The following is a 20,336-nucleotide window of genomic DNA, read 5'->3' as shown; positions in this document are numbered from 1 at the left end:
AAAACGCTTGGAGGTTCAGAATCTTCAAGCGTTTTTTATATCTTTTCTAATTTGGGAATTTCGTATCTTTCCAAAGTTAACAAAAATCAAAATTTATGGAAGAAAATAAACAAGAAGAAGCTGCAGAGCAGTCAAAGCAGGAGATACAGCAGGATGCAAAAGGTTTATGGGAAAAGATAAAGAAGTTTATATTAGAGCTTCTTGATTTTAGAGATGATACAGACCAAGAGGCAACAATAGAAGCAATAAAAAGCGATATTTCTTTCAAAGGAGCCACAGCGTGGATTTTAATATGTTCTATTTTTGTGGCGTCTATTGGATTAAATGCAAATTCAACAGCAGTAGTAATTGGAGCCATGTTAATATCTCCTTTAATGGGACCTATTTTAGGAGTAGGAATGTCTATTGCTATTAACGATATTGATACATTACGCAAATCGTTAACAAACCTAGCTACAATGATTGTGTTAAGTTTATTAACGGCGTTTTTATTCTTTTTTATATTTCCACTTCGTGAAGAAACCTCAGAGCTATTAGGTAGGGTAAGACCCGATATTCGAGATGTGTTAATTGCTTTCTTTGGTGGTTTAGCATTAATTATTGCACGAACTAAAAAAGGAACGATTGCTTCTGTAATATTTGGTGTAGCAATTGCTACAGCCTTAATGCCGCCATTGTGTACAGCAGGGTATGGTTTAGCAATAGGTAATTTTGACTACTTTCTTGGTGCGATGTATTTGTTTACAATCAACACTATTTTTATTGCTTTAGCAACCTTCCTAGTGTTGAAGTTATTAGGGTTTACAATGATTCGTTATGTAAATTCTGCTAAACGTAAAAGAATAGCGCAAATAGCATCTTTTATTGCCTTTTTGGTAATGGTTCCTGCTGTGTTTACTTTCGTAGGAGTATATAATGAAAGTGTAATTGATGCTAGCTATAAAAGGTTTTTAAAAGCGAAAGTGTATGATAATCCTAACTTATGGTTACAGCGTGAAAAGCTAGAAGTTAAAGAAAAAACGATAAAGTTATTTTTTAACGGTGATGTAAGTGATGCAACAGAATCTTTTTTGAGAAATGAATTAAAAACCTTCCCTAAAATAGACTCTTATTCTCTGGTAATAAATGAAAACAAAGCAAAAAGTGTTGATAGGGTAGTAGATGCGTATGATAGGGCAGTAAAAGAGTTAGATCAAAAAGATAATGTTATAAAAGGTCTACATAAGGAGATTGATGATTTAAAAAGAATAATTTCTAATTTAAATCAAACCATTGAACAAGATGCTTTATACAGAGATAAAAACTCAATTCCTTTTAGTAAAATTAGTACAGAAGCTAAAATTAGATTTAACGATATTAAAGAAATGAGTTTGGCAAAAGTATTATCATCAAGTGATTTTATAAAAGTAGATACAACTACCGTAGTTTCTGTAAAATGGAGTGCAAAATTAAAAGACTCTGTCATTGTAAAAAATGAAAATGAATTAAGAAGCTGGATACAAAAAGAGTTAAAGACAGATAAAATTCAACTAAGAAGAAAATAAATAGTCTTCTGACTATTAAACAAAGCCGAATGAATTATTTATTTGGCTTTATTTTAAAAATAATTACTACAATTTTTGTAGTTAACTACAAAAATTGTAGTTTTGAAAGCAATATGAATATACCCAAACCAGGAAAATCAGTAAGAGGTTCTAAATCAGGAAAACCTATTATGGCACTTTTTGATTTGTTAGGACGTAATTGGACAATGAGTATCATTTGGCATTTAAATGATGCTCCAAAATCATTTAGTGATTTAGAAAAACTATGTAATGATATTTCACCTACAACTTTGAATACAAGGTTAAAAGAGCTTCAGAAAACCTTTATCATAGAAAAAGTTGTTGAAGGCTATAAGCTAACAGATATAGGAGAAGAATTATTTGTTCTGTTTGAGCCTTTAAGAGAATGGTCGTCAAAATGGTCAGAAAAATTTAATATTAAATAAATATGTTTATAATCAATTTTAATTTTATTAAACCTATAGAAGAGGTTAACAAATACACAAAATCACATAGAAACTATATAGCCGAACAATATGAAAAAGGGAAGTTTGTTATAGGCGGACCAAAAGTACCACGTGAAGGAGGAATAGTATTGTCCAATTCATGTACAGAAGAAGAGGTGATTGAAATATTAAGTAAGGATCCTTTAATAGTTAAAGGGTTAGCTGAATATAGTTTAACTGAATTTTCGCCAATGATGAGTACAGAAAATTTAAATTCTTATATAAAATAAAAAACCGAGCTATTCAGCTCGGTTTTATTTTTTGATTACTTGTTAGAGTATTCATAGTAAATAAGAGAAAACTCTAATTACTTATTATATGACACTATAATATTAAAAGAGTCACAAAAAAGTTAAAGCTTATTGAAATATAAACTTTTTATGATTCCGTCTGAAAGTCCAATTTTAGGAACATATATTTTTCTTGCTCCGCTCCATTTCATGGCAGATAAGTATATTTTTGTAGCAGGAATAATTACATCAGCTCTATCAGGATTTAAACTTAACTCTGAAATTCGTTCTTGATAACTCATCTTTTTTAAGAACTGATATTGAGCGTTAAGATAAATATAAGAGATAGGTTTACCAGCATCTCTACCAGACATTTTAAATAGCTTGTTGATGTTTCCACCAGAACCAATTAAAGAAATACGTTTGTATTCGCTTGTATTTTCTTCAATCCATTTTTGAACCTTTTTAAAAAGTGCTTTATTTTCAGGTTTGGTGTTGTTAAGTACACGAACTGTACCTATTTTAAAGGATTTAGAGTTTATAATTTTTCCTTTAGAAAATAAGGTAAACTCTGTACTACCACCACCAACATCTACATATAAATAGGTAGATTCAGATTTTATTAATTGATTTAAATCAGTTGAAGAGATTATTGCAGCTTCTTTTTTACCATCAATAATATCAATTTTAACTTCAGTATTTTTTAAAATAGTAGCAGCAACTTCCTCCCCGTTTTCTGCTTCTCGCATAGCCGATGTTGCACAGGCCTTGTATTTTTCAACACCATGAATTTTCATGATTAACTTAAAGGCTTGCATTGCATCAAGCATTCTTTGAGTATTAGCCTCTGAAATTTTCCCAGAAACAAAAGCGTCAGCTCCTAAACGAATAGGTACACGAACTAAGGATGATTTTTTAAACTGTGGTTCTTTGTTTTTTTCTTCAATAACGTTGGCTACTAATAACCTTACTGCATTAGATCCAATATCAATAGCGCCGTACTTCTTTATCTTCAAAATGTATTGATTTATCTATGGTTTTTAGGAAATTCTACTAAAATTGTATTTCCTTTCTTAATATCTTTCCAATGTTTTGTATCAAACTCTATTCCAACAACACCACAAGTAGCTACATGGGCAATAGGTTTATTTCCAAATTTATTAACAAAACTATTAATACCGTGATCGTGACTAAATACAATAGCACTGTTAAAACTATCATCAAGAGCCTTTACAGTTTTTACCAAATACCCATCACTAAAGCTATACAGCTGGCGCTTTATTTTAAGGTTGGATAAAGGATATCCGAAGTTCTCACAAAAAATAACAGCCGTATGAAGTGCTCTATTGGCACTACTAGAAAGAAATACATCGGGTCTTTGTATTTCTCCCGCTAGGTACTTAGATAAAAGATGGGCATCATTAATACCACGTTCTTTTAATGGTCTGTCAATATCTTTAACGCTCTCATATTTCCAAGATGATTTCGCGTGACGAACGATATAAAGTGTTTTCATTTAATTATAAAATGCTATGTAAATATAAAACTAAGGAGCTAAACGTTCAAGTTTCCAAGAAAAATCTTTTTGTAATGTGTATCGAATGCGATCGTGCATACGGTTAGGTCTTCCTTGCCAAAACTCAATAGAAACAGGTTTAACTAGAAAACCACCCCAATGTTTGGGTCTAGGTATATCTTGATTTTCAAACTTTCTTTCAAAGGAAGCAAGATTGTTATCTAGCTCATTACGAGAAGTCACTACTTCACTTTGGTTAGAAGCCCAAGCTCCCAATTTACTTCCGTCTGGTCTCGATTCGAAATAACCATCAGATAAATTCTCAGCAAGTTTTTCAGCTTTCCCTTTAATAATAATTTGTTGCTCTAAACCAGACCAGAAAAATGACAAACACACATGATTGTTGTTTAAAATAGCCTTTCCTTTTTCTGAATTATAGTTGGTATAAAAAATAAAGCCTTCCCATGTATATTTCTTTAATAAAACAACTCTACTTTTTGGAAAACCATCTAATCCAATAGATGCAATTGTCATAGCATTTGCTTCATCTACCATTTCAGATTCATCTGCAGTAAAAAACCAATCCCTAAATAATTCAATAGGATTTTCAGGACAGTTATTCTCTAGTAACTCTCTTTTTTCGTAAGATTTTCTATAGTCACTTAAATCGTGTGCCATTCTTCTTAATTTATACTATGTAAAAGTACAACATTATCAAAAGTATTGTAGGTGTTGGGTATTAAAATTTAGCAAGATTTGAATAATTAAAAGCAAGAAAGGTAAAATGAAGATAGTTAAGTAGTTTTAGTTTTGATGCGTAAAACAATTCATCCGTAAAATTATACAGTTGAGTATTTCTTTTTGTGTTGAAGTTTAAAAAGAAAGCAGTTTTGTGGTGTCAAAAACAAACAGAATGAAACATTTATTACTTGCTATATGCTTTTTAACGCATACACTATTAATTGCACAAACAACTATTTCAGGAAAAGTAACCGATACTAAAGGTCATCCTATTGAAGGGGCAAATGTATATTTAGAGGGAACTTACGACGGAACTTCATCTGACGAAAAAGGAAATTTTTCATTTACAACTTCAGAGAAAGGACAACAAACATTAACGGTGTCTTTTATTTCATTTGAAACATATATAAAAACAGCGAATGTTTCAATGTTCAAAAACTTAAAAATAGTACTTCGAGAAGATGTTAATACTTTGGATGCAGTAAATATAAATGCAGGAACTTTTGAAGCAGGAGATAATGCAAAAGTAACAGCGTTAAAACCTTTAGATGTAGTAACAACAGCAAGTGCTCTGGGAGATTTTGTTGGTGCGCTACAAACCTTGCCAGGTACTTCTTCGGTTAGTGAAGATGGGCGTTTATTTGTTCGTGGAGGAGAGGCAGACGAGACACAAATTTTTATTGATGGAATTCGAGTGTTTACACCTTATAGTCCTTCTGCGCGTAACATCCCTACTCGCGGACGATATTCTCCTTTTTTGTTTAAAGGAATTACATTTTCTACAGGAGGCTATTCAGCAGAATACGGTCAAGCGCTATCGAGTGTTTTATTACTGAACACAAATGACGAAGCCATCAAAGAAAAAACTGATATCTCATTAATGACGGTTGGTTTAGGAGTAGGAAATACTCAGGTATTTGGAAAAAACTCACTAAGTGTAAATGCTTCGTATATCAATTTAGCACCTTATCAAAAATTATTTCCCGATAGGAATACTTGGAACAAACCAGTACAATCATTAAATGGTGAAGCTGTATATCGTTTTAGATTTAAAAATGAGTCTTTGTTGAAGTTGTACGGAGCTTATAGTTATACTGATTTAGATATGATTCAAGAGGATATTAATTATGAAGATGGATTTCGTTTTGGATTGAAAAATAGAAACTTGTACTTCAATGGTTCCTATAAACAACATCTAGCTAATAATTGGACAGTCTCAGGTGGAGCATCGTTTACTAACGATAATTCAAAAATGAATATACTAGATGATAAGGTTGTAGATAATGAAAACTCAGCTCATGTTAAAGCAACATTAAAAAAGAGATTTTCAAACCGATTTAAATTAAGTTTTGGTGCAGAATATTTTACAACTGATTTTTCTGAAGATTACAACAGTGAAACGAATGGAAATACGACTTACGGATTTGATAATAATATCTTTGGAAGTTTTGTTGAAGCAGATATCTTCTTTTCTAAGAAACTAGCAACAAAAGTAGGAGTACGTATAGAAAACTCTGAGCTGTTGAATGAATTAACCTTTTCACCAAGAGCTTCCATAGCATATAAATCAGGAGAAAATGCACAGTTTTCATTTGCTTACGGACGTTTTTATCAAAATCCTAAAAATGAATACTTAAAATTCAACACACAATTTAAAGCAGAAAACACATCTCATTTCATAGCAAATTATCAGTATGTAAAAAACAAACAGATTTTAAGAATAGAAGGGTATTATAAAAAGTATCGAGATTTAGTAAAATATGATACTGATAGGGCGTTGCCATATTCTAATTACTCAAACTTAGGAGAAGGATTCTCTAAAGGAATAGATGTCTTTTGGAGAGATAATAAAAACATAAAAAACACAGATTATTGGGTTTCTTATTCGTTTTTAGATACAGAAAGAGATTATAGAAATTACTCAACAAAAGCTACACCAAATTTTGCATCAAAGCATAACGTATCAGTTGTAGCAAAGCATTGGGTAGAAGATTGGAAAAGTCAAATTGGGATGAGTTATAATTTTGCTTCAGGTAGAAGTTATACAAACCCTAATAAAGGTGGGTTTTTAAATCAAAAAACAAAGAATTATAATTCTGTAAGCTTGAATTGGGCATACTTAATTAGTCAGCAAAAAATACTGTATTTCTCGGTAAATAATGTTTTAGGTACGCAGAACGTATTTGGATATAATTATAAAAACACACCAAACTCAGCAGGTACTTACAATCGACAAGTTATAATACCATCGGCTGATAGTTTCTTTTTTGTTGGATTCTTTTGGACGATTAGTGATAATAAAAAAGATAACCAGTTAAATAACCTTTAAACAATGACAATTCAGTTATAAAAAGCAACAGTTCAGTATAGTATTTTATATAAATAATAACAATAAAAAGATATTTGAAGCATTAATTAAAATCAATTAACATGAAGAAAATTATTACAGTTTTAGTATTAGTATTTACAGTAAGTATATCAGCACAAAATAAATACGAAAAAGGAATGGCAAAAGCCTTTGAGCTTTGGAAAGGGAATAAAACAACGGAGGCAGCTCAATTATTCGAGCGAATTTCTAAAGCTGAAAAAGACAACTGGTTACCGTCTTATTATGCAGGGATGATTAACATCTTAGAGAGTTTTCAAATAAAAGAAGAAGCATCGTTAATTGCCAAATTAAATAAGGCACAAGAGTTTTTAGATACTGCAAAATCTATTTCACCAGAAAATCCGGAAATATTAATTACACAGGCATTATTACATGTTTCATATATGGCTTTTGATGGACAGAAGTACGGGATGACTATGTCGATGAAAAATGCAGCGTTGTATGAAAAAGCATTGAAAATAGCTCCTAATAATCCGAGAGTTATTTTAAGTAAAGCTGAATCGGATATGGGAGCAGCTCGTTTTTTTGGACAATCTACAGAACCTTTTTGTAATAATGTAAAAAGAGCTATTGAGTTAGGAAAGGAAGAAAAAATAAAAGAAAAATTTTATCCTAAGTTTAATGTACAAAGAGCAAAACAGGTATTGAAAAAATGTATGAAGTCCTAATATTTTTGTGCTAACTGAATTAATAAGTTAAAAGAATCTTCATCAGCTACCCATTTTTTATATTTTTTAAAAGGGAGTTGTTGAAGGTTTTTTGTTGGATATAATTGATGAAAAATAGTAAGAGCAGCTACAAAACTTCCAGCAGTAGAAGGATGGAAGTTATCTAGACTGTATAAAGACTCTTTACCTTTATAAGTGTTATAATCTTTCCATATATTTCCCACAGGAAACAAAAAAGCATCGTTCTGTTTGGCGGCAGATTTGTGATTCTCTATTACTTTATCAAAAGTATGGTAATATCTAACAGATGGCCATACCATAAAGTAACCAAGTTTGGTGTTGTATTTCTCACAAAGTGCTTGTATAGTAGCTCCGTTTTGTATTAGCATTCTTCTTCCTTCTGCTTGTGAGGAAGGACCTTGTTGAATAACTAGATAATCGAATTGTTTTTTTGCTAATAGCTTTTGAAGTTTTCCGTCGTTAATATGATCAATAATAGCATAGTTAGGAAAACATAAGCTTTTGGTTTTAATAGTAATTCCTTGTTGTTTTCCAATATACTCTAACATTTTAGGCATGTTGTTCGTATAAGTTAAACTATTTCCAACAAATAATATTTGTTGTGCTTGAACTGAAAGTTGAAAAAAGAGTAGTATGTAGAGTAGCTTCTTCAAGGGTAATGATATTTTTACACCTCTAAATTTAGCCTATTTTTTAATTCTATTCTACCAATAGAGGTAATAATAACTTCTCTAGAGTTTGGTTTTTTACGTAACCAATCTTTTTTAATCATTGCTTCGAGAAGAGAAGCTCCCAATGCTCCTGCAATATGATGCTTTCTTTCACTCCAATCTAAACATTGATGAGCAAAAGAACGTTTTTTAAGTTGAATAACGTTAATATCTACGCCAACTTCATTAAACCATTCTTTTCCATATTGAGTAACAATATAATTTTTATCAGAAATTTTAATGATTTTATTGTTTAATAAAGAAGTTGTCATTTTTACACCAAGGCTGCCTGCTAAATGATCGTAGCAAGTTCTAGCGTATGTGAAGTTATTTAATTTAGGAGTTTTAATTTTCTTGTAATCGTTATCTATAGAGATTAAACTTGCCATTGATTCTATAACCCCTGCAACTTCTTCGTTAGCAAATTTAAAGTAGCGATGCCTTCCTTGTTTTTCAACTGATAAGATGTTTGCTGAAACCAATTTTTTTAAATGATTACTTGCCGATTGCAACGATATATTTGCACTTGTTGCTAATTCTGTAGCAGTGTAGGCTCTACCGTCTAGTAAATTCCACAACATGATAGCACGAGACTTATCTCCTAAAATAGCAGCGATTTTACTAAACTGATGTTCTAACTCTTCGATAGTAGTAAATTTTATATTGTTTTAATCCCATATTAAAGGTCGTTCAACATCAAGTGTTCTTAAATAACCTAATAGTTGACCAGTATGAACAGCTTCATGATATACCATTCTGTTTAAATAATCTCCTAATGGTTTACTTTGATTAACTTCTTTTCGTTCAATGCGTATATTCTCTAAATCAGCTTCATTAAGTGTTTTTATCATTTCTATAAAACTGTTATGATATTTTTCAGCAAAGCTAAGCTCATTTTTTAAATCTGAGTATGCTAAATTTTCCCAAGGAGATTTATAGTCGCCTAAATCACCTCTGTTTTTAATAATTGTATGAAATAAATGTTCACCTTCTAGAGTGTGTCTTACCATTTCGATAATTGAGAAGGCTTCTGCATCAGGTTTCCAGTTTAAAAATTCATTAGGAATCCCTTTCCACAGTTTTATGCTTCGTCTTCTTGTTTCTGAAAAGTTTAATAGTATATTTTCTATAGCGTTCATAGTTACCTTATTGTTGTTAGAGTGTAAAAGTACATGACGCTTTTATATTCTACTTCATTTTAAAATGAAGTATGGATTTTATGTTAATTAAAAAACAAATGCTTTTCTATAAACAGACAAAGCTGTAAGAAAAGCATTTAGTTAAGTGTTTTACTTTTAGATAAAACGGTGTTTATTGCTGTACTATTTTACATCAATAACGAATTCCTCTCTAGGAATTCTAACTTTTTTCATTGGTTTAATCCAGTCCTTTTCATCGTCGGCATAACCAATGTACATCAATGATACACTTTTTAAGCCCATTTTATCTAATTCTAAAACTTCATCAACTACTTTATTGTCAAACCCTTCAGCAGGACAAGTGTCTACTTTTAACTCTGCAGCTTGTGCTAAAGCTAACCCTAAAGCGATATAAGTTTGTCTTGATGTGTGTGCAAAATTAACTTCGTCAGGAAGATCTAAATACACTTTTTTAAGCATATCCGTATAGCTACTAAATCTACCTCTAGGTAATCCTCTTTCGTCTGTAGTATAGTCGAACACTTTATCTATTCTTTCTGCTGTATAGTTATCCCAAGCAGCAAAAACTAACACATGCGAACAGTCTTTCATAGAATCAGGGTTTAAAGCTCCTTGTACTAACTTTTCTTTAACCTCCTGATTTGATATCGAAATAACTCTAAATTGTTGTAACCCCGATGAGGTTGGTGCTAATCTAGCAGCTTCAATAATTTTTTCAATATTTTCTTCACTTACCTTTTTATTTGGGTCAAAAGCTTTTACAGCATGTCGCCAGTTAAGATTTTCTATTAATGACATTATATTAATATTTAATTATTTGTTGTATTTAATTTTACTTCAATATTTCCTCTTGTAGCATTTGAGTAAGGACAAACTTGATGTGCTTTTTCAGTTAAGGCTTTTGCTTCTTCTAAAGAAACATCAGGAATATTTAGATCTAATGCTACTGCAAGTCCAAAACCACCATTTTCTATCTGACCAATACTTACTGTTGCTTTGACAGTAGTTGTACCAGTATTAATTTTAGATTTTTTGATGACTAAGTTTAATGCACTATCAAAACAAGCTGAATATCCTGCTGCAAAAAGCATTTCAGGATTTGGATAATCGTCATTAGCTCCTCCCAGCGCTTTAGGATGTCTAACATCAAGTTCTAAAACTCCGTTTTCACTTTTTACATGTCCGTTTCTTCCACCAGTTGCTTTGGCGCTGATATTATAAATTGGTTTCATTATTTTTATTAATCTGATTTAAGATATGTTCTATTATATTTTTGAGCTCTGTTAATTTGTCAACAGAAATATTTAACGAAGTCATAATCTGACCAGGGACGCATTCTGCTTTTTCTTGGATATTCTTTCCTAGTTCTGTCAAATTAATTTTCACAACACGTTCGTCCGCTATCTCTCTTTTTCTCTCTACAAGTTTTTTCTGTTCTAACCTTTTAAGTAAAGGAGTAAGGGTACCACTGTCCAAATTAAGTTTATAACCTATTTCTGAGACACTTTGACCACCTTCTTCCCATAAAACTAACATTACTAAATATTGAGGATATGTTAAATCTAGCTTTTTTAGTATGGGGCGGTATAAACTAATTACTTCTTTCGCTAGCGTATAAACCGGAAAGCATACTTGATTGGTTAATTTTAATTGTTCTGACATAATTGACTTATAAATGGAGTACAAATATATCGCGCAATTAAATTGTGTACAATTTAATTATTGTAAAATTATGTGAAAATTATTTTAAGAATGTTAATTAAGTTGTTTTTATTGATGATAAAAGGAGTTGAGCATTTCTTAAGTAGCTTTTTATTTTAACTCAATTATAGTAGTATTTTTTTTAACTAAATTTACTCCAACTTTAAATTCAGGTTTCCATTTATACTCTGGATTGTTTTTATCCTCAAAGCTATATATAGTCCAATAGTATATTTTTCCGTTATTAGAAATATTTTCTAGATTAAAAGTAGCTTTACCTTTCCTTCTTTTTATTTTCCTGATTCGTCTTTTGATTTCTCTATCTGAATTAAATATTTTTTGAACAGCTTCTATTCTTTTCATTTCGGCAATGGTTTCTTTCCTAAACCTTTTTTTAGAATCCATGCCGTGGATACTGTCCATTTTTTTCCATAGTTTTGAGTGAACAGTTTTTACACTATCAATTAATTCTTGAGAAACCATACATCCCGCAACAGGGTAAACTTCAATGTTCCATTTTTTTCCAACAAATTCCATCGCCTTTTGTTTGTTATAATTGGATAATCCGTAAGTTAAAATTCGGTCAGGAATATTTTTAGATTGGGAAAATGAAGTACAGCTTATAAGTATTATAAATAAGGTTATTTTTCTTTTCGAATTATACATAACTAAGTTTAAATACTTATTCATCTTTTAAGTAGTAATTTTAATTTTCAATTCGTTTTAAATTTAAATCATGAAAATCAAAACTGAAATCTATATTGGGAGATATTCCCTTCATTTTTATACCAATAGCTTTGCCTTCTTCATCTAAATTAAATGTAGCAAAAGCATCGGCATTCATGTCTTTATATTCCCATTTTACAGCAAAAGTAGTCGCTTTGTAGTAGAACATTTGCCCATTCAACTTAGGGGAACGTTTAGAAGTAAACCAAAGCTTTCCATCCTTTAAGGATATTTCTACTTCACCAAACCAGTTATCTTTATAAGCTCCTAGGTAGTTGTTTAAATTGATGTTTACGGATTTGTTTTGCTTAACAGTTTTCCAAACTTTGGTAGTTACTGAATCTGATTCTTGTCCAGTAGCTTTTGCTTGATTCGCTAATATTTTTACCCAATCTTTTGCTTGAATTTTTAAGTACGAATCCAATATTGTTTCTGGAATAGAACTATAAGCTTTTCCGCCAGGTAAGGAGTTTGTTAAAACTACAATCCCTAAGTTAAGTTCAGGAACTAAAACCGTTTTTGATAGCATGCCTGGTAAACCACCTGTATGGCTAATCACAATTTTTCCTTGTTTATCTGTGATAAACCAACCTAAACCGTAAGCGTAAAAATGTTGTTGAGTTCTAGGGTTGGGTTTTGTGGTGAATCTTAAGTTAGTATGAGGCCTCCACATTTGTCTTTGCTGTTTCTCAGAAAATAATTGATTAGATAACTCTTTGCCATATTTTCCATTATTTAGTTGCATTAGCATCCATTTACTTAAATCGTGTACACTTGCATAAATACCACCAGCAGCTGCAATCAAATCGTTATCGTAAGTAGTTAATTGTTTTATTTTTTCTCCTTCAGAATCATGAGGTAATGCTAGGTTTGCTTTTTTAGCTAATTTAGAACTTATAGGAGCAGAATTTTTCATTCCTAGTGGGTTAAATATTCTGGATTGTACAAAATCAGCCCAAGACATACCACTAACTCGAGTTACGATTTCTCCTGCTACGATGTACAGAAGATTGTCATAATCGTATTTGGTACGAAAAGCTGAAACTGGTTTTTGATATTGAAAACTACTCACTACATCTTTGATGGTGAAATTAGATCCATCAGGGAAAAACATTAAATCGCCTGCCCCAAGTCCTAAACCGCTTCTATGGGTTAAAAGGTCAAGAATGGTGAAATTAGCGGTCACATAATCGTTGTACATTTTAAACTCAGGAATGTGAGTAATTACTTTATCTTCCCATTTTAGTTTTCCTTCATCAACCAATATTGCTAGGGTAGCGGCAGTAAATGCTTTTGAATTTGAAGCAATGGCAAACAAGGTGTTTTCGTCTACCTTTTCTTTATTTTTAATAGATTTAACTCCGTATCCTTTAGAGTGAATAACTTTTCCATCTTTTACTACAGCGACTGCAATTCCTACAGAAGGAGTTGATGCTAACGCTCTATTTACAAGAGCGTCAATTTCAGACGAACTAATTTCTTGGGCATGAGCAAGATTAGCTAGTGGAATGTTAATTACTAATGAAAGAAGAAGTATTATTTTTTTCATGATTGATTTTTTGGTTATACTAACTTTTTTTGCCAGATTTAAGCAACCAATTTAGCAAATACAAACGGAATAGAAAATGCGCTAGGATTTTCAGAAGTAGGAGAGAACAAGCAATTACTTATGGTCATTGTTATGTAGCGTTTTTTTTAATATTCCTTCGTTTATTATTTCAGTCTTTTCATAAAATGAATTGTAAGAATCAGGTTTCCATTCTCCATTTCTAAAGATATAAGAAGAGTATTTATATTCCAATTCACGGTTAATTTTTTTCCCTCTTTTGTTAAATAACCAACCGATTTCAAAAATCAGATTATCTCCTTCGGTTGGCTGGTACTCGAAATCAAAACAATTCTGTTTGTTTAATTCATCCAGTATAAGATTTTCTGTTAATTCGTTAGTCAGGTCTTGAGAAGGCATAATCATTAAACCATCCATTCCGCTCCATTCTGTTCCTAAAAATCGGTTTAATTTCCACTTGATAACCTTCAAGAATTCTTTCTTGTCTAAACGTTTTATTTCGTCAGAATAAAGCTCTTGAATTTTGTTAGTGTTCATATCTGAACAAGCGCATAATTCTAATTTTTCTGTTCGGCGACACATAGTTTTTCAAATGCTACACAACGTATTTTGTATGATTTTTTTGCAGGAAAAAAACGCGAGTTCTTTTTCTTTATAGGTGAAAGATAATTATTCTTTTTTCATTTTTACGAACTAAATATAGTAAAAAATCCCAAGTTGTTGGCTTGGGATTTTGTGGTATCAATAATTATCTATTTCTGTAGTAGCTTCTTGTAAGCGTTTTATTCTTTTATAATTTTATAGGTAAGCATTTTTTTCTTGGTTTTTACATCAATAAAATACATTCCTTTAGGGGCTGATTTTAAATTAATGTTCACATTGTTTTGTGTAGCAGTTTGCTGTAAAATTGTTTGCCCTAAAAAGTTTCGTACTATATAGGTAAACGGAGCACAGTCTTCACAATTAATATTAACTATACCTTTTGTTGGATTTGGATATACGCTAAAGGTATTTTCGGTTAGTGTAGTGTTATCGGTTGTTTCAAACATTCTAGCTGCACTATTTGCTGATAGATTGATTACCGCACTTACGCCTTTATGGTCAGAAGGCCAAGGCAATTGATCTGCTTCAAACGTGTCGTTTTGGGTATTAGCAGTACTCGATACATTGTTAACATACGAAGCTTTTGGACCTACAATAGCAGCACTCGTAGCAGAAAGTGTAGCGCCTCGGTAAAAAATATAGTCAATACGGTCTCTTTCGTCAGCTTCAGGTGTCCAGCTAGTGCTTCCAACCCCTGTAGCAACAGAAGGCCATGTGATACCAGGATTGGCAACTTCATCAGGATATACTTCTCTAAAAGCATCTACAAAACCATTGTTTTCTAAAGTTTTGGTCGTATGCCAAGGGAATACTACTCCGTGGTGGTCAAACATATTGGCTTGTCTTGAGGTCCAGTCTAAGTGCGAAGGTTCGTTAAAATCTCCCACTAAAATTACTGGACGAGTTTCATTTTTTATATAATTGATAAACGCAGCAATTTGCTCATCTCTTCGTGAACCTAAATTTTGTTCTGAGATAATAGCAGGATCGGTAACAGGTTGCGGATCTTGGTTTGTAGCTCCTATTTTACTCCATCCGGTGTAAGGTGAAGAACCTCCACAGTTGTATCCTCTTGGAAGATAGGTAGCATAGTAAGTATAATCTAAGTGTGCGGTTGCTACCACAACACTTTGTCCGTTTACATCTACATCAAAAACAGAAATCGCACCAAGGTTGGTACCCGATGAGGTAATTGGGTATTTACTAATGATAGAAACATCACCATAGGCATAACCTCTATTATAATTTAAGCCAATGGTAGCAAGGTTGTTTACAATTTTAGTAGTCCAATCCCCCGTATAGTTTCTTACTTCGCTAAAACATACAATATCAGGATTTACTTCAGCAATTACATCTCTAATATAGGTCATTCCGTTAGGTACTGAAGTTCCTTCTTGCCAAATATTAAATTGCAATACTTTGAGGCTATTGGTGTTACGAACAGTAACATAGCCTGTTTTAGTAGTGGTATTACTGCCCGTAGTATTACTAGCGGTTAAGGTTACATTGTAAGTTCCTTCGGTAGTATAGGTTACTACTGGATTTTGTGCGGTACTGGTAGCAGGTGTTCCTCCTTCAAATGTCCAATTCCAAGAAGTAGGATTGTTGGTAGAACTATCTGTAAAAGAAATTTGTTGTCCTGCGATAATAGAAGAGGTGTTTGACGTAAAGTTAGCTACTGGAGCTCCTGCTTGAATTAAAGTTCCTCCAATATTAATTTCAGCAGCAGAGGTATAATTTCCTCCGTTGATATCAGAAGTAGCTACTAAGCGTACATATTGTCCTTGTTTTTTAGGAAAACTAACAGTTTTTTCTGTTTGATTGGAAGCAAAAGTTCCGGTGGCTACCGCAGTCCCCCAATTAGAAGGATTGTCACTTACATAAATTTGATAATCGGCTATGGTACCGTTAGTCCCTGTTTGGCGAGGTAAGTATTTTAGCTCGCAAACATCATAAATACCGTTTAAGTTAATCTGAATTTCATGTGGGTGCGTTGGTTGATTAGCACTCCATTCGGTATGCCAAATAGTTGATGAGTCACCATCAAAAGCATTAGTAGCTACTCCGTTTTCACCTGATGTTTCTTGACTGTCTACATATTGTAAAGTCCATCCAGATTGTGAAATAGGAGAGCAGGTTGGAGTTTCTGTACCCACCGTAAAACTTGAAGAAGCTAGCACGGTATAACCGTCATTCTGAAAAAAATATACTTTATAAGTTCCAGTATTTTGTAAACCAGAAGAAAAGGTAACACTACCATTTTTAAGTTTTTTGGTAGCACTTTGTTTTCCATTTACATATAACCAATCAATAGAGCTTACAAGCCCAGGTATATCTCCTTGATTGTAGATGCCAATCCAATCTTTTGAATTTCCTTGACCGTTAGAAAAATTGACAGTGATAGCTTCGTTAGGAACATAAGTGGTTTTTGAAGGGATTACACTTTGTGCGTGTAATTTGATAAGGCTTCCTATTAATAAGAAGCAAGCAAAAAAAATAGTTTTTCTCATGGGGGTTAAATTAGTTTGATGTTGTATAAATTCTTATTGAATCTAGACTACAGAAATAGTTAATTGATTAGTTGTCAAATTTATAAGTTAGTATTTTTTATAAGTGAAGAGAGCGTAAATAGTCTGTTAAGTCATTGTTATTTTTGTAGTTGTAAATAACAATTCTTAGTATGTTTACTTAAAATAGTAGAGGAGAACTAGGGGGTTATTTGTTTTTATTTCTAAGCTCAATTTCCATTGCTCTTTTATAAAAATCAGCAAATTCTTTTTCATCATATTTAACTCTCATTGCAGCTAATACATCAGGTAACCCTAAACTAAACCAATCCCAAAGCATGGTGTCAAAATTGTATTTATACATTTGTTTACCTACTTCGTCTCTTATTTTTGTTATCTCAGAGTTAGGAATACCGTGTTTGTTTAGTAATTGAGTTGTTTTAATATTTTCTTCTGGAGTGTTTTCTGTGTCAAGGTATGGCTCTAATAACCAGTTCCAGTTTTTTGTTTCTCTAAAAGTAGCTATGTTGTTTCTTTCTGTAAACTCTTTAAGTAACTCGACATGTTCTCGAGAGATAAATATAACTTCATTACCCATTTTAATTAATGGGGGATAAGATTGATGGCAAATAGCAATTATTTTACTAGCTTTAATTGTTTTATTAGGGAATACAGCTGATGGCTTAAAAGGGTATTCTGAAATTTCGATCTCAGCTTCTAGAATTTTAGCTTTTCCAATGCCACAAATTATATTATCTATTTTATAATTCGTAGCCCCAAAAAAGGTTCCTTTTTTACTAAATATTTTCTTTAAAAACTTCAGCATTTTTGATTGGTTGAGTTTTACTCATTTAAGTCATTGACTAACTTTCTAGAAATAACTGTGTCGTAAATTATTTTTAGCTTGGTTATTTTGTTTTCAGAATCAAGTTCAATAATATCAACAACATCAAACTCTACTTTTTCATTGTTTTTTAAAGTCCATTTATAGGTGAAGTAAAGAGCTAAATTGTTAGAATCATTTTGTTCAAAAATCCCTTTTAGGAAAAGTTCAGAATTAGAAGTGTCATTATTTAATTCACGATAAAATTTGTCAGCTTTTTTAATTCCATAGATAGGAGACTCAACAATTCCGTTATTGCTAAATAGATTAATAACCTTTTCTATATTTCCGTTTTCTAGGTGTTCTAGGTATTTTTTAGCTATTTCACTTTTATTCATTAGTTCTAGGTTTATTTAAGGTTACGTATACAGTCTTTCTAAAGGTAAGGTTTTAATCTTCGCTCAAAAAATAGTTGAATGTTAGTTTTTAGTATTAATGAATTAATATTCTTTTTAGGATTTATATATGCAAAACACATTTATAAATTTAATTCAAGTATTTCTCCAGGTAATCCGTCAAAATCTTTAAACTCTTTTGAGTAGAACCCATTATTTGTTAAAACTTTTCTTGAGGGAATATTTTTAGGGTCTATTATTGCAAAAATTCTTTTTAAAAAGTTTTGTTTTTTACCTATTTCAATTAATCTTCTTCCAACAGTACTAGCAATTCCTTTTCCCCAGTGTTCAGGCAAAAGCATATATCCTAGTTCAGCTTCAGTAGTGTTAACCTCTGTTATTTTTAGTTTAGCTAATCCTAAAAACTCATTTGTATTTTCATCAATAATTTTGAAGTTACCGAAACTTGGTGTAAGCCTGTTGTTTTTTATTAATTTTTCAAAGTCTTTTTTAGCTTCCTCTAATTCAATAGCTCTTTCGGTAATCATTTCCATGACTTTTTCATTATTTACGAGTTTGAAATAATCGGTAAAGTCAGATTCTGTAAATTTTGTTAGTATTATTTTCATGCAATATTTTTATGAGTTGTTTTCAGAATAATAGCAATTTGATTAAAAATTTTAAAAAATCTAATTATCGCAATTTTGTATATCTGATCAGTAAACAGGGTTAACCAGTATAATTACGAATATAAAAACAATTGCTACGAAAACAAACTACTTTTTATAGGCTACTATCTACCGTATACATTTGATACTTGTAATTAATAATAAAACATTATATCAAACAAAATGGAAGAACAAGTTGCTATTTTAAAAAATGAAGATTATTCTTTTAGAGAACTTAACGGAGGTATTGCAATTTTAGATTATACAGGAAAGTCTACTGATATTGTGATCCCCGATAATATTAACGATAAACCTGTAAAATATATACTTAGGGAAGCTTTTGATAATAAAGGACTCAAAGCAGTGGTTTTACCAAAGTTTCTAGAGTATATAGATGAAGATGCTTTTTATGAAAATGAAATTAAAGAGCTGGTAATTCCTTCAAAAGTTACAGAAATTAGAGGAGGAGCTTTTGGGAGAAATAAGATTGAAAAACTAGTTATTGAAGCACCAGTTACAACGATTCATATGTTTTGTTTTGTGGGTAATGCGCTTAGGGGTATAGATTTACCAGAGTCAGTAACTACATTATATAACGATTGTTTTGCGGAGAATGATTTTGAAGAACTTACAATTCCAGAGCATATAACAACTCTAGGGAGCGATTCCTTTAAGGATAGCAAGAAGTTAAGAAAAGTAATTTTGCCTCAAAAATTAGAAGGTAGTATTACTGGAGCTTTTAGAGGATCAGATATTGATAATATTGATTTTGTGTTGTACTAGTTAGTATTAATTAGGGTTAACAAAAAACAGTCATTTTATCAAGTTAAGATGACTGTTTTATATTTAGTTGATTACTAAGCTTAATTGTATTTAAAACAAGAACAGTTTTAAAAAGAAAATAGCGAACCGAAGTTCGCTATTTAACTTTAGTTATATTTTTTTTGGAACACATCTACAGTTTTCGTCAAATTCATGATCTTCATCACAAGGAAGAGGAAGATAACGACATTCAGTTGTTCCTCCGTTAATAGATTGTTGTTCTTGTTTATTTAAAACAGAACCTAAGTTTGAAATGTTCTTTAACATAATTTTTAATTTAAAATTTTATCAAAACTAGGTATAAATAAAAATGAAGGAATCTTTAAAACCGTAATAAAAGTAGGGTAATTCCTTACTTAACTAAATTTAACAATTAGTTGTTGTTGAAAAGAGCTTACTATATTTTTTATGAATAATAGTGTATATAATAAAAAAAGTCCTCGGTGGACGAGGACAAATAATATTAATGAACGCAATCATCAAAGATAGCGCTAGCCAAATGTGTGCAACCGCCACTCCAATTTAAGCAATATCCTGAAGGACAAGATGTTTCTCCTTTACCATTAATTGATTGTTGTTCCTGTTTGTTTAAAACAGCACCTAAGTTTGAAATGTTCTTTAACATAATTTTGAGTTTTAAATTTATCAAACTTATGAATAAATAAAAATAAAAAAACAAAATAAACCGTAATAAGAGTACGATAAAACCTTATTTAACAGAAGTTAACAAACAACTATTCATAGGATGTGGAGAAATAGAAAAGCGAACCGAAGTTCGCTTATTTTTTACTTAATCATTGTAAAGCATTGACCGCTTCCTGAACAAGACCCAGCACATGTTCTTAAACAGTTGAAATAGTTCGGGTTATTAAATGGTTCACAGTCATGACCATCTGTAGAGTAACAATCATCACCTTTACCATTAATAGATTTCTGTTCAGATTTGTTTAGGACAGTACCTAAGTTTGAAATGTTTGTTAACATAATTTAAGTTGTTTTAAAATTTATCAAACTTATAAATAAATCAAAATTAAGAAGT

25 protein-coding genes are annotated in these 20,336 nt (G+C 31.4%); 6 read left to right on the top strand and 19 right to left on the bottom strand.

The features are described 5' to 3' along the window. Positions 1-95: 95 nt before the first annotated feature. From VCM48_RS05940 to VCM48_RS05930, 3 genes are read left to right on the top strand one after another with little or no spacing between them, the layout of a single operon-like run. Complete coding sequence (locus VCM48_RS05940) at positions 96-1,544, top strand: DUF389 domain-containing protein (RefSeq protein WP_482271978.1); 1,449 nt, start codon at positions 96-98, stop codon at positions 1,542-1,544. Positions 1,545-1,573: 29 nt separating this feature from the next. After that, positions 1,574-1,990, top strand: a complete 417-nt coding sequence (locus VCM48_RS05935; protein WP_482271977.1) for a winged helix-turn-helix transcriptional regulator — start codon at positions 1,574-1,576, stop codon at positions 1,988-1,990. Positions 1,991-1,992: 2 nt separating this feature from the next. Next, a complete protein-coding gene (locus tag VCM48_RS05930; RefSeq protein WP_482271976.1) occupies positions 1,993-2,280 on the top strand; it encodes a YciI family protein in 288 nt (95 codons plus the stop codon). Between the two features lie 122 nt (positions 2,281-2,402). On the opposite strand, the gene VCM48_RS05925 is transcribed toward VCM48_RS05930, so the two are convergent. Genes VCM48_RS05925 through pdxH form a run of 3 tightly spaced genes read right to left on the bottom strand, consistent with a single transcriptional unit; the run spans position 2,403 to position 4,474 of the window. Then, the gene (locus tag VCM48_RS05925; RefSeq protein ID WP_274640395.1) at positions 2,403-3,299 is read right to left on the bottom strand and encodes a Ppx/GppA phosphatase family protein; all 897 of its coding nucleotides are present in this window, start codon (positions 3,297-3,299) and stop codon (positions 2,403-2,405) included. Between the two features lie 8 nt (positions 3,300-3,307). Continuing rightward, entirely contained in the window at positions 3,308-3,796 is a 489-nt protein-coding gene (locus VCM48_RS05920; protein ID WP_274640295.1) for a SixA phosphatase family protein, read from the bottom strand. Positions 3,797-3,826: 30 nt separating this feature from the next. After that, positions 3,827-4,474 (bottom strand): pyridoxamine 5'-phosphate oxidase, encoded by a 648-nt coding sequence (gene pdxH, locus VCM48_RS05915; RefSeq protein ID WP_440122314.1) that lies wholly within the window; start codon positions 4,472-4,474, stop codon positions 3,827-3,829. Positions 4,475-4,709: 235 nt separating this feature from the next. Between pdxH and VCM48_RS05910 the strand changes: the two genes are divergently transcribed. Together VCM48_RS05910 and VCM48_RS05905 are read left to right on the top strand one after the other, a co-directional pair. Next, the gene (locus VCM48_RS05910) at positions 4,710-6,866 is read left to right on the top strand and encodes a TonB-dependent receptor (protein WP_482271975.1); all 2,157 of its coding nucleotides are present in this window, start codon (positions 4,710-4,712) and stop codon (positions 6,864-6,866) included. 101 nt (positions 6,867-6,967) lie between these two features. Further along, on the top strand, positions 6,968-7,594 hold the full coding sequence (locus tag VCM48_RS05905) for a tetratricopeptide repeat protein (RefSeq protein ID WP_482271974.1): 627 nt from the start codon (positions 6,968-6,970) through the stop codon (positions 7,592-7,594). Here VCM48_RS05905 and VCM48_RS05900 read toward each other — a convergent pair. From VCM48_RS05900 to VCM48_RS05840, 13 genes are all read right to left on the bottom strand, one after another. Further along, positions 7,591-8,268, bottom strand: coding sequence for an SGNH/GDSL hydrolase family protein (locus VCM48_RS05900; RefSeq protein WP_482271973.1), 678 nt, complete (start codon positions 8,266-8,268; stop codon positions 7,591-7,593). The two genes, VCM48_RS05905 and VCM48_RS05900, sit on opposite strands and share 4 nt — an antisense overlap. 14 nt (positions 8,269-8,282) lie before the next feature. Continuing rightward, positions 8,283-8,933 (bottom strand): ArsR/SmtB family transcription factor, encoded by a 651-nt coding sequence (locus VCM48_RS05895; RefSeq protein ID WP_482272213.1) that lies wholly within the window; start codon positions 8,931-8,933, stop codon positions 8,283-8,285. A gap of 60 nt (positions 8,934-8,993) precedes the next feature. Beyond that, positions 8,994-9,464: a DinB family protein gene (locus VCM48_RS05890; RefSeq protein ID WP_482271972.1), complete on the bottom strand. Its 471-nt coding sequence runs from the start codon at positions 9,462-9,464 to the stop codon at positions 8,994-8,996. A gap of 183 nt (positions 9,465-9,647) precedes the next feature. Then, a complete protein-coding gene (locus tag VCM48_RS05885) occupies positions 9,648-10,283 on the bottom strand; it encodes a nitroreductase family protein (RefSeq protein ID WP_482271971.1) in 636 nt (211 codons plus the stop codon). Positions 10,284-10,294: 11 nt separating this feature from the next. Beyond that, positions 10,295-10,717 (bottom strand): organic hydroperoxide resistance protein, encoded by a 423-nt coding sequence (locus VCM48_RS05880; protein WP_482271970.1) that lies wholly within the window; start codon positions 10,715-10,717, stop codon positions 10,295-10,297. Then, positions 10,701-11,147, bottom strand: a complete 447-nt coding sequence (locus VCM48_RS05875) for a MarR family winged helix-turn-helix transcriptional regulator (RefSeq protein ID WP_440122303.1) — start codon at positions 11,145-11,147, stop codon at positions 10,701-10,703. Before VCM48_RS05875 ends, VCM48_RS05880 begins: the two co-directional genes overlap by 17 nt. A 150-nt stretch (positions 11,148-11,297) precedes the next feature. Continuing rightward, entirely contained in the window at positions 11,298-11,876 is a 579-nt protein-coding gene (locus VCM48_RS05870) for a hypothetical protein (RefSeq protein ID WP_482271969.1), read from the bottom strand. A gap of 16 nt (positions 11,877-11,892) precedes the next feature. Next, positions 11,893-13,461 carry a serine hydrolase gene (locus VCM48_RS05865; RefSeq protein ID WP_482271968.1) on the bottom strand — a complete coding sequence of 523 codons (1,569 nt, stop codon included), beginning with the start codon at positions 13,459-13,461 and terminating at the stop codon, positions 11,893-11,895. A 114-nt stretch (positions 13,462-13,575) separates the two neighbouring features. After that, positions 13,576-14,016, bottom strand: coding sequence for a hypothetical protein (locus VCM48_RS05860; protein ID WP_482271967.1), 441 nt, complete (start codon positions 14,014-14,016; stop codon positions 13,576-13,578). A gap of 245 nt (positions 14,017-14,261) precedes the next feature. Continuing rightward, positions 14,262-16,592 (bottom strand): discoidin domain-containing protein, encoded by a 2,331-nt coding sequence (locus tag VCM48_RS05855; protein ID WP_482271966.1) that lies wholly within the window; start codon positions 16,590-16,592, stop codon positions 14,262-14,264. A 205-nt stretch (positions 16,593-16,797) separates the two neighbouring features. Then, the gene (locus tag VCM48_RS05850; protein WP_482271965.1) at positions 16,798-17,415 is read right to left on the bottom strand and encodes a DUF7079 family protein; all 618 of its coding nucleotides are present in this window, start codon (positions 17,413-17,415) and stop codon (positions 16,798-16,800) included. A 17-nt stretch (positions 17,416-17,432) separates the two neighbouring features. Further along, positions 17,433-17,810, bottom strand: coding sequence for a nuclear transport factor 2 family protein (locus tag VCM48_RS05845; RefSeq protein WP_274640281.1), 378 nt, complete (start codon positions 17,808-17,810; stop codon positions 17,433-17,435). A 140-nt stretch (positions 17,811-17,950) separates the two neighbouring features. Beyond that, positions 17,951-18,436, bottom strand: a complete 486-nt coding sequence (locus tag VCM48_RS05840; RefSeq protein WP_482271964.1) for a GNAT family N-acetyltransferase — start codon at positions 18,434-18,436, stop codon at positions 17,951-17,953. Positions 18,437-18,658: 222 nt separating this feature from the next. Here VCM48_RS05840 and VCM48_RS05835 point away from each other — a divergent pair, with 222 nt between their 5' ends. Then, positions 18,659-19,258, top strand: a complete 600-nt coding sequence (locus VCM48_RS05835; RefSeq protein ID WP_440122293.1) for a leucine-rich repeat domain-containing protein — start codon at positions 18,659-18,661, stop codon at positions 19,256-19,258. Between the two features lie 150 nt (positions 19,259-19,408). On the opposite strand, the gene VCM48_RS05830 is transcribed toward VCM48_RS05835, so the two are convergent. The 3 genes from VCM48_RS05830 to VCM48_RS05820 all read right to left on the bottom strand — a co-directional run bounded on the left by VCM48_RS05830 (position 19,409) and on the right by VCM48_RS05820 (position 20,281). Continuing rightward, on the bottom strand, positions 19,409-19,564 hold the full coding sequence (locus VCM48_RS05830; RefSeq protein WP_415269581.1) for a hypothetical protein: 156 nt from the start codon (positions 19,562-19,564) through the stop codon (positions 19,409-19,411). 196 nt (positions 19,565-19,760) lie between these two features. Beyond that, positions 19,761-19,922, bottom strand: a complete 162-nt coding sequence (locus VCM48_RS05825) for a hypothetical protein (RefSeq protein WP_482271963.1) — start codon at positions 19,920-19,922, stop codon at positions 19,761-19,763. A gap of 161 nt (positions 19,923-20,083) precedes the next feature. Next, the gene (locus VCM48_RS05820) at positions 20,084-20,281 is read right to left on the bottom strand and encodes a hypothetical protein (RefSeq protein ID WP_482271962.1); all 198 of its coding nucleotides are present in this window, start codon (positions 20,279-20,281) and stop codon (positions 20,084-20,086) included. Positions 20,282-20,336: the final 55 nt, after the last annotated feature.

The sequence above is a fragment of the Tenacibaculum sp. DPLXC6 genome (genome assembly GCF_056815515.1).
This window is presented reverse-complemented; position numbering and strand designations above follow the sequence as displayed.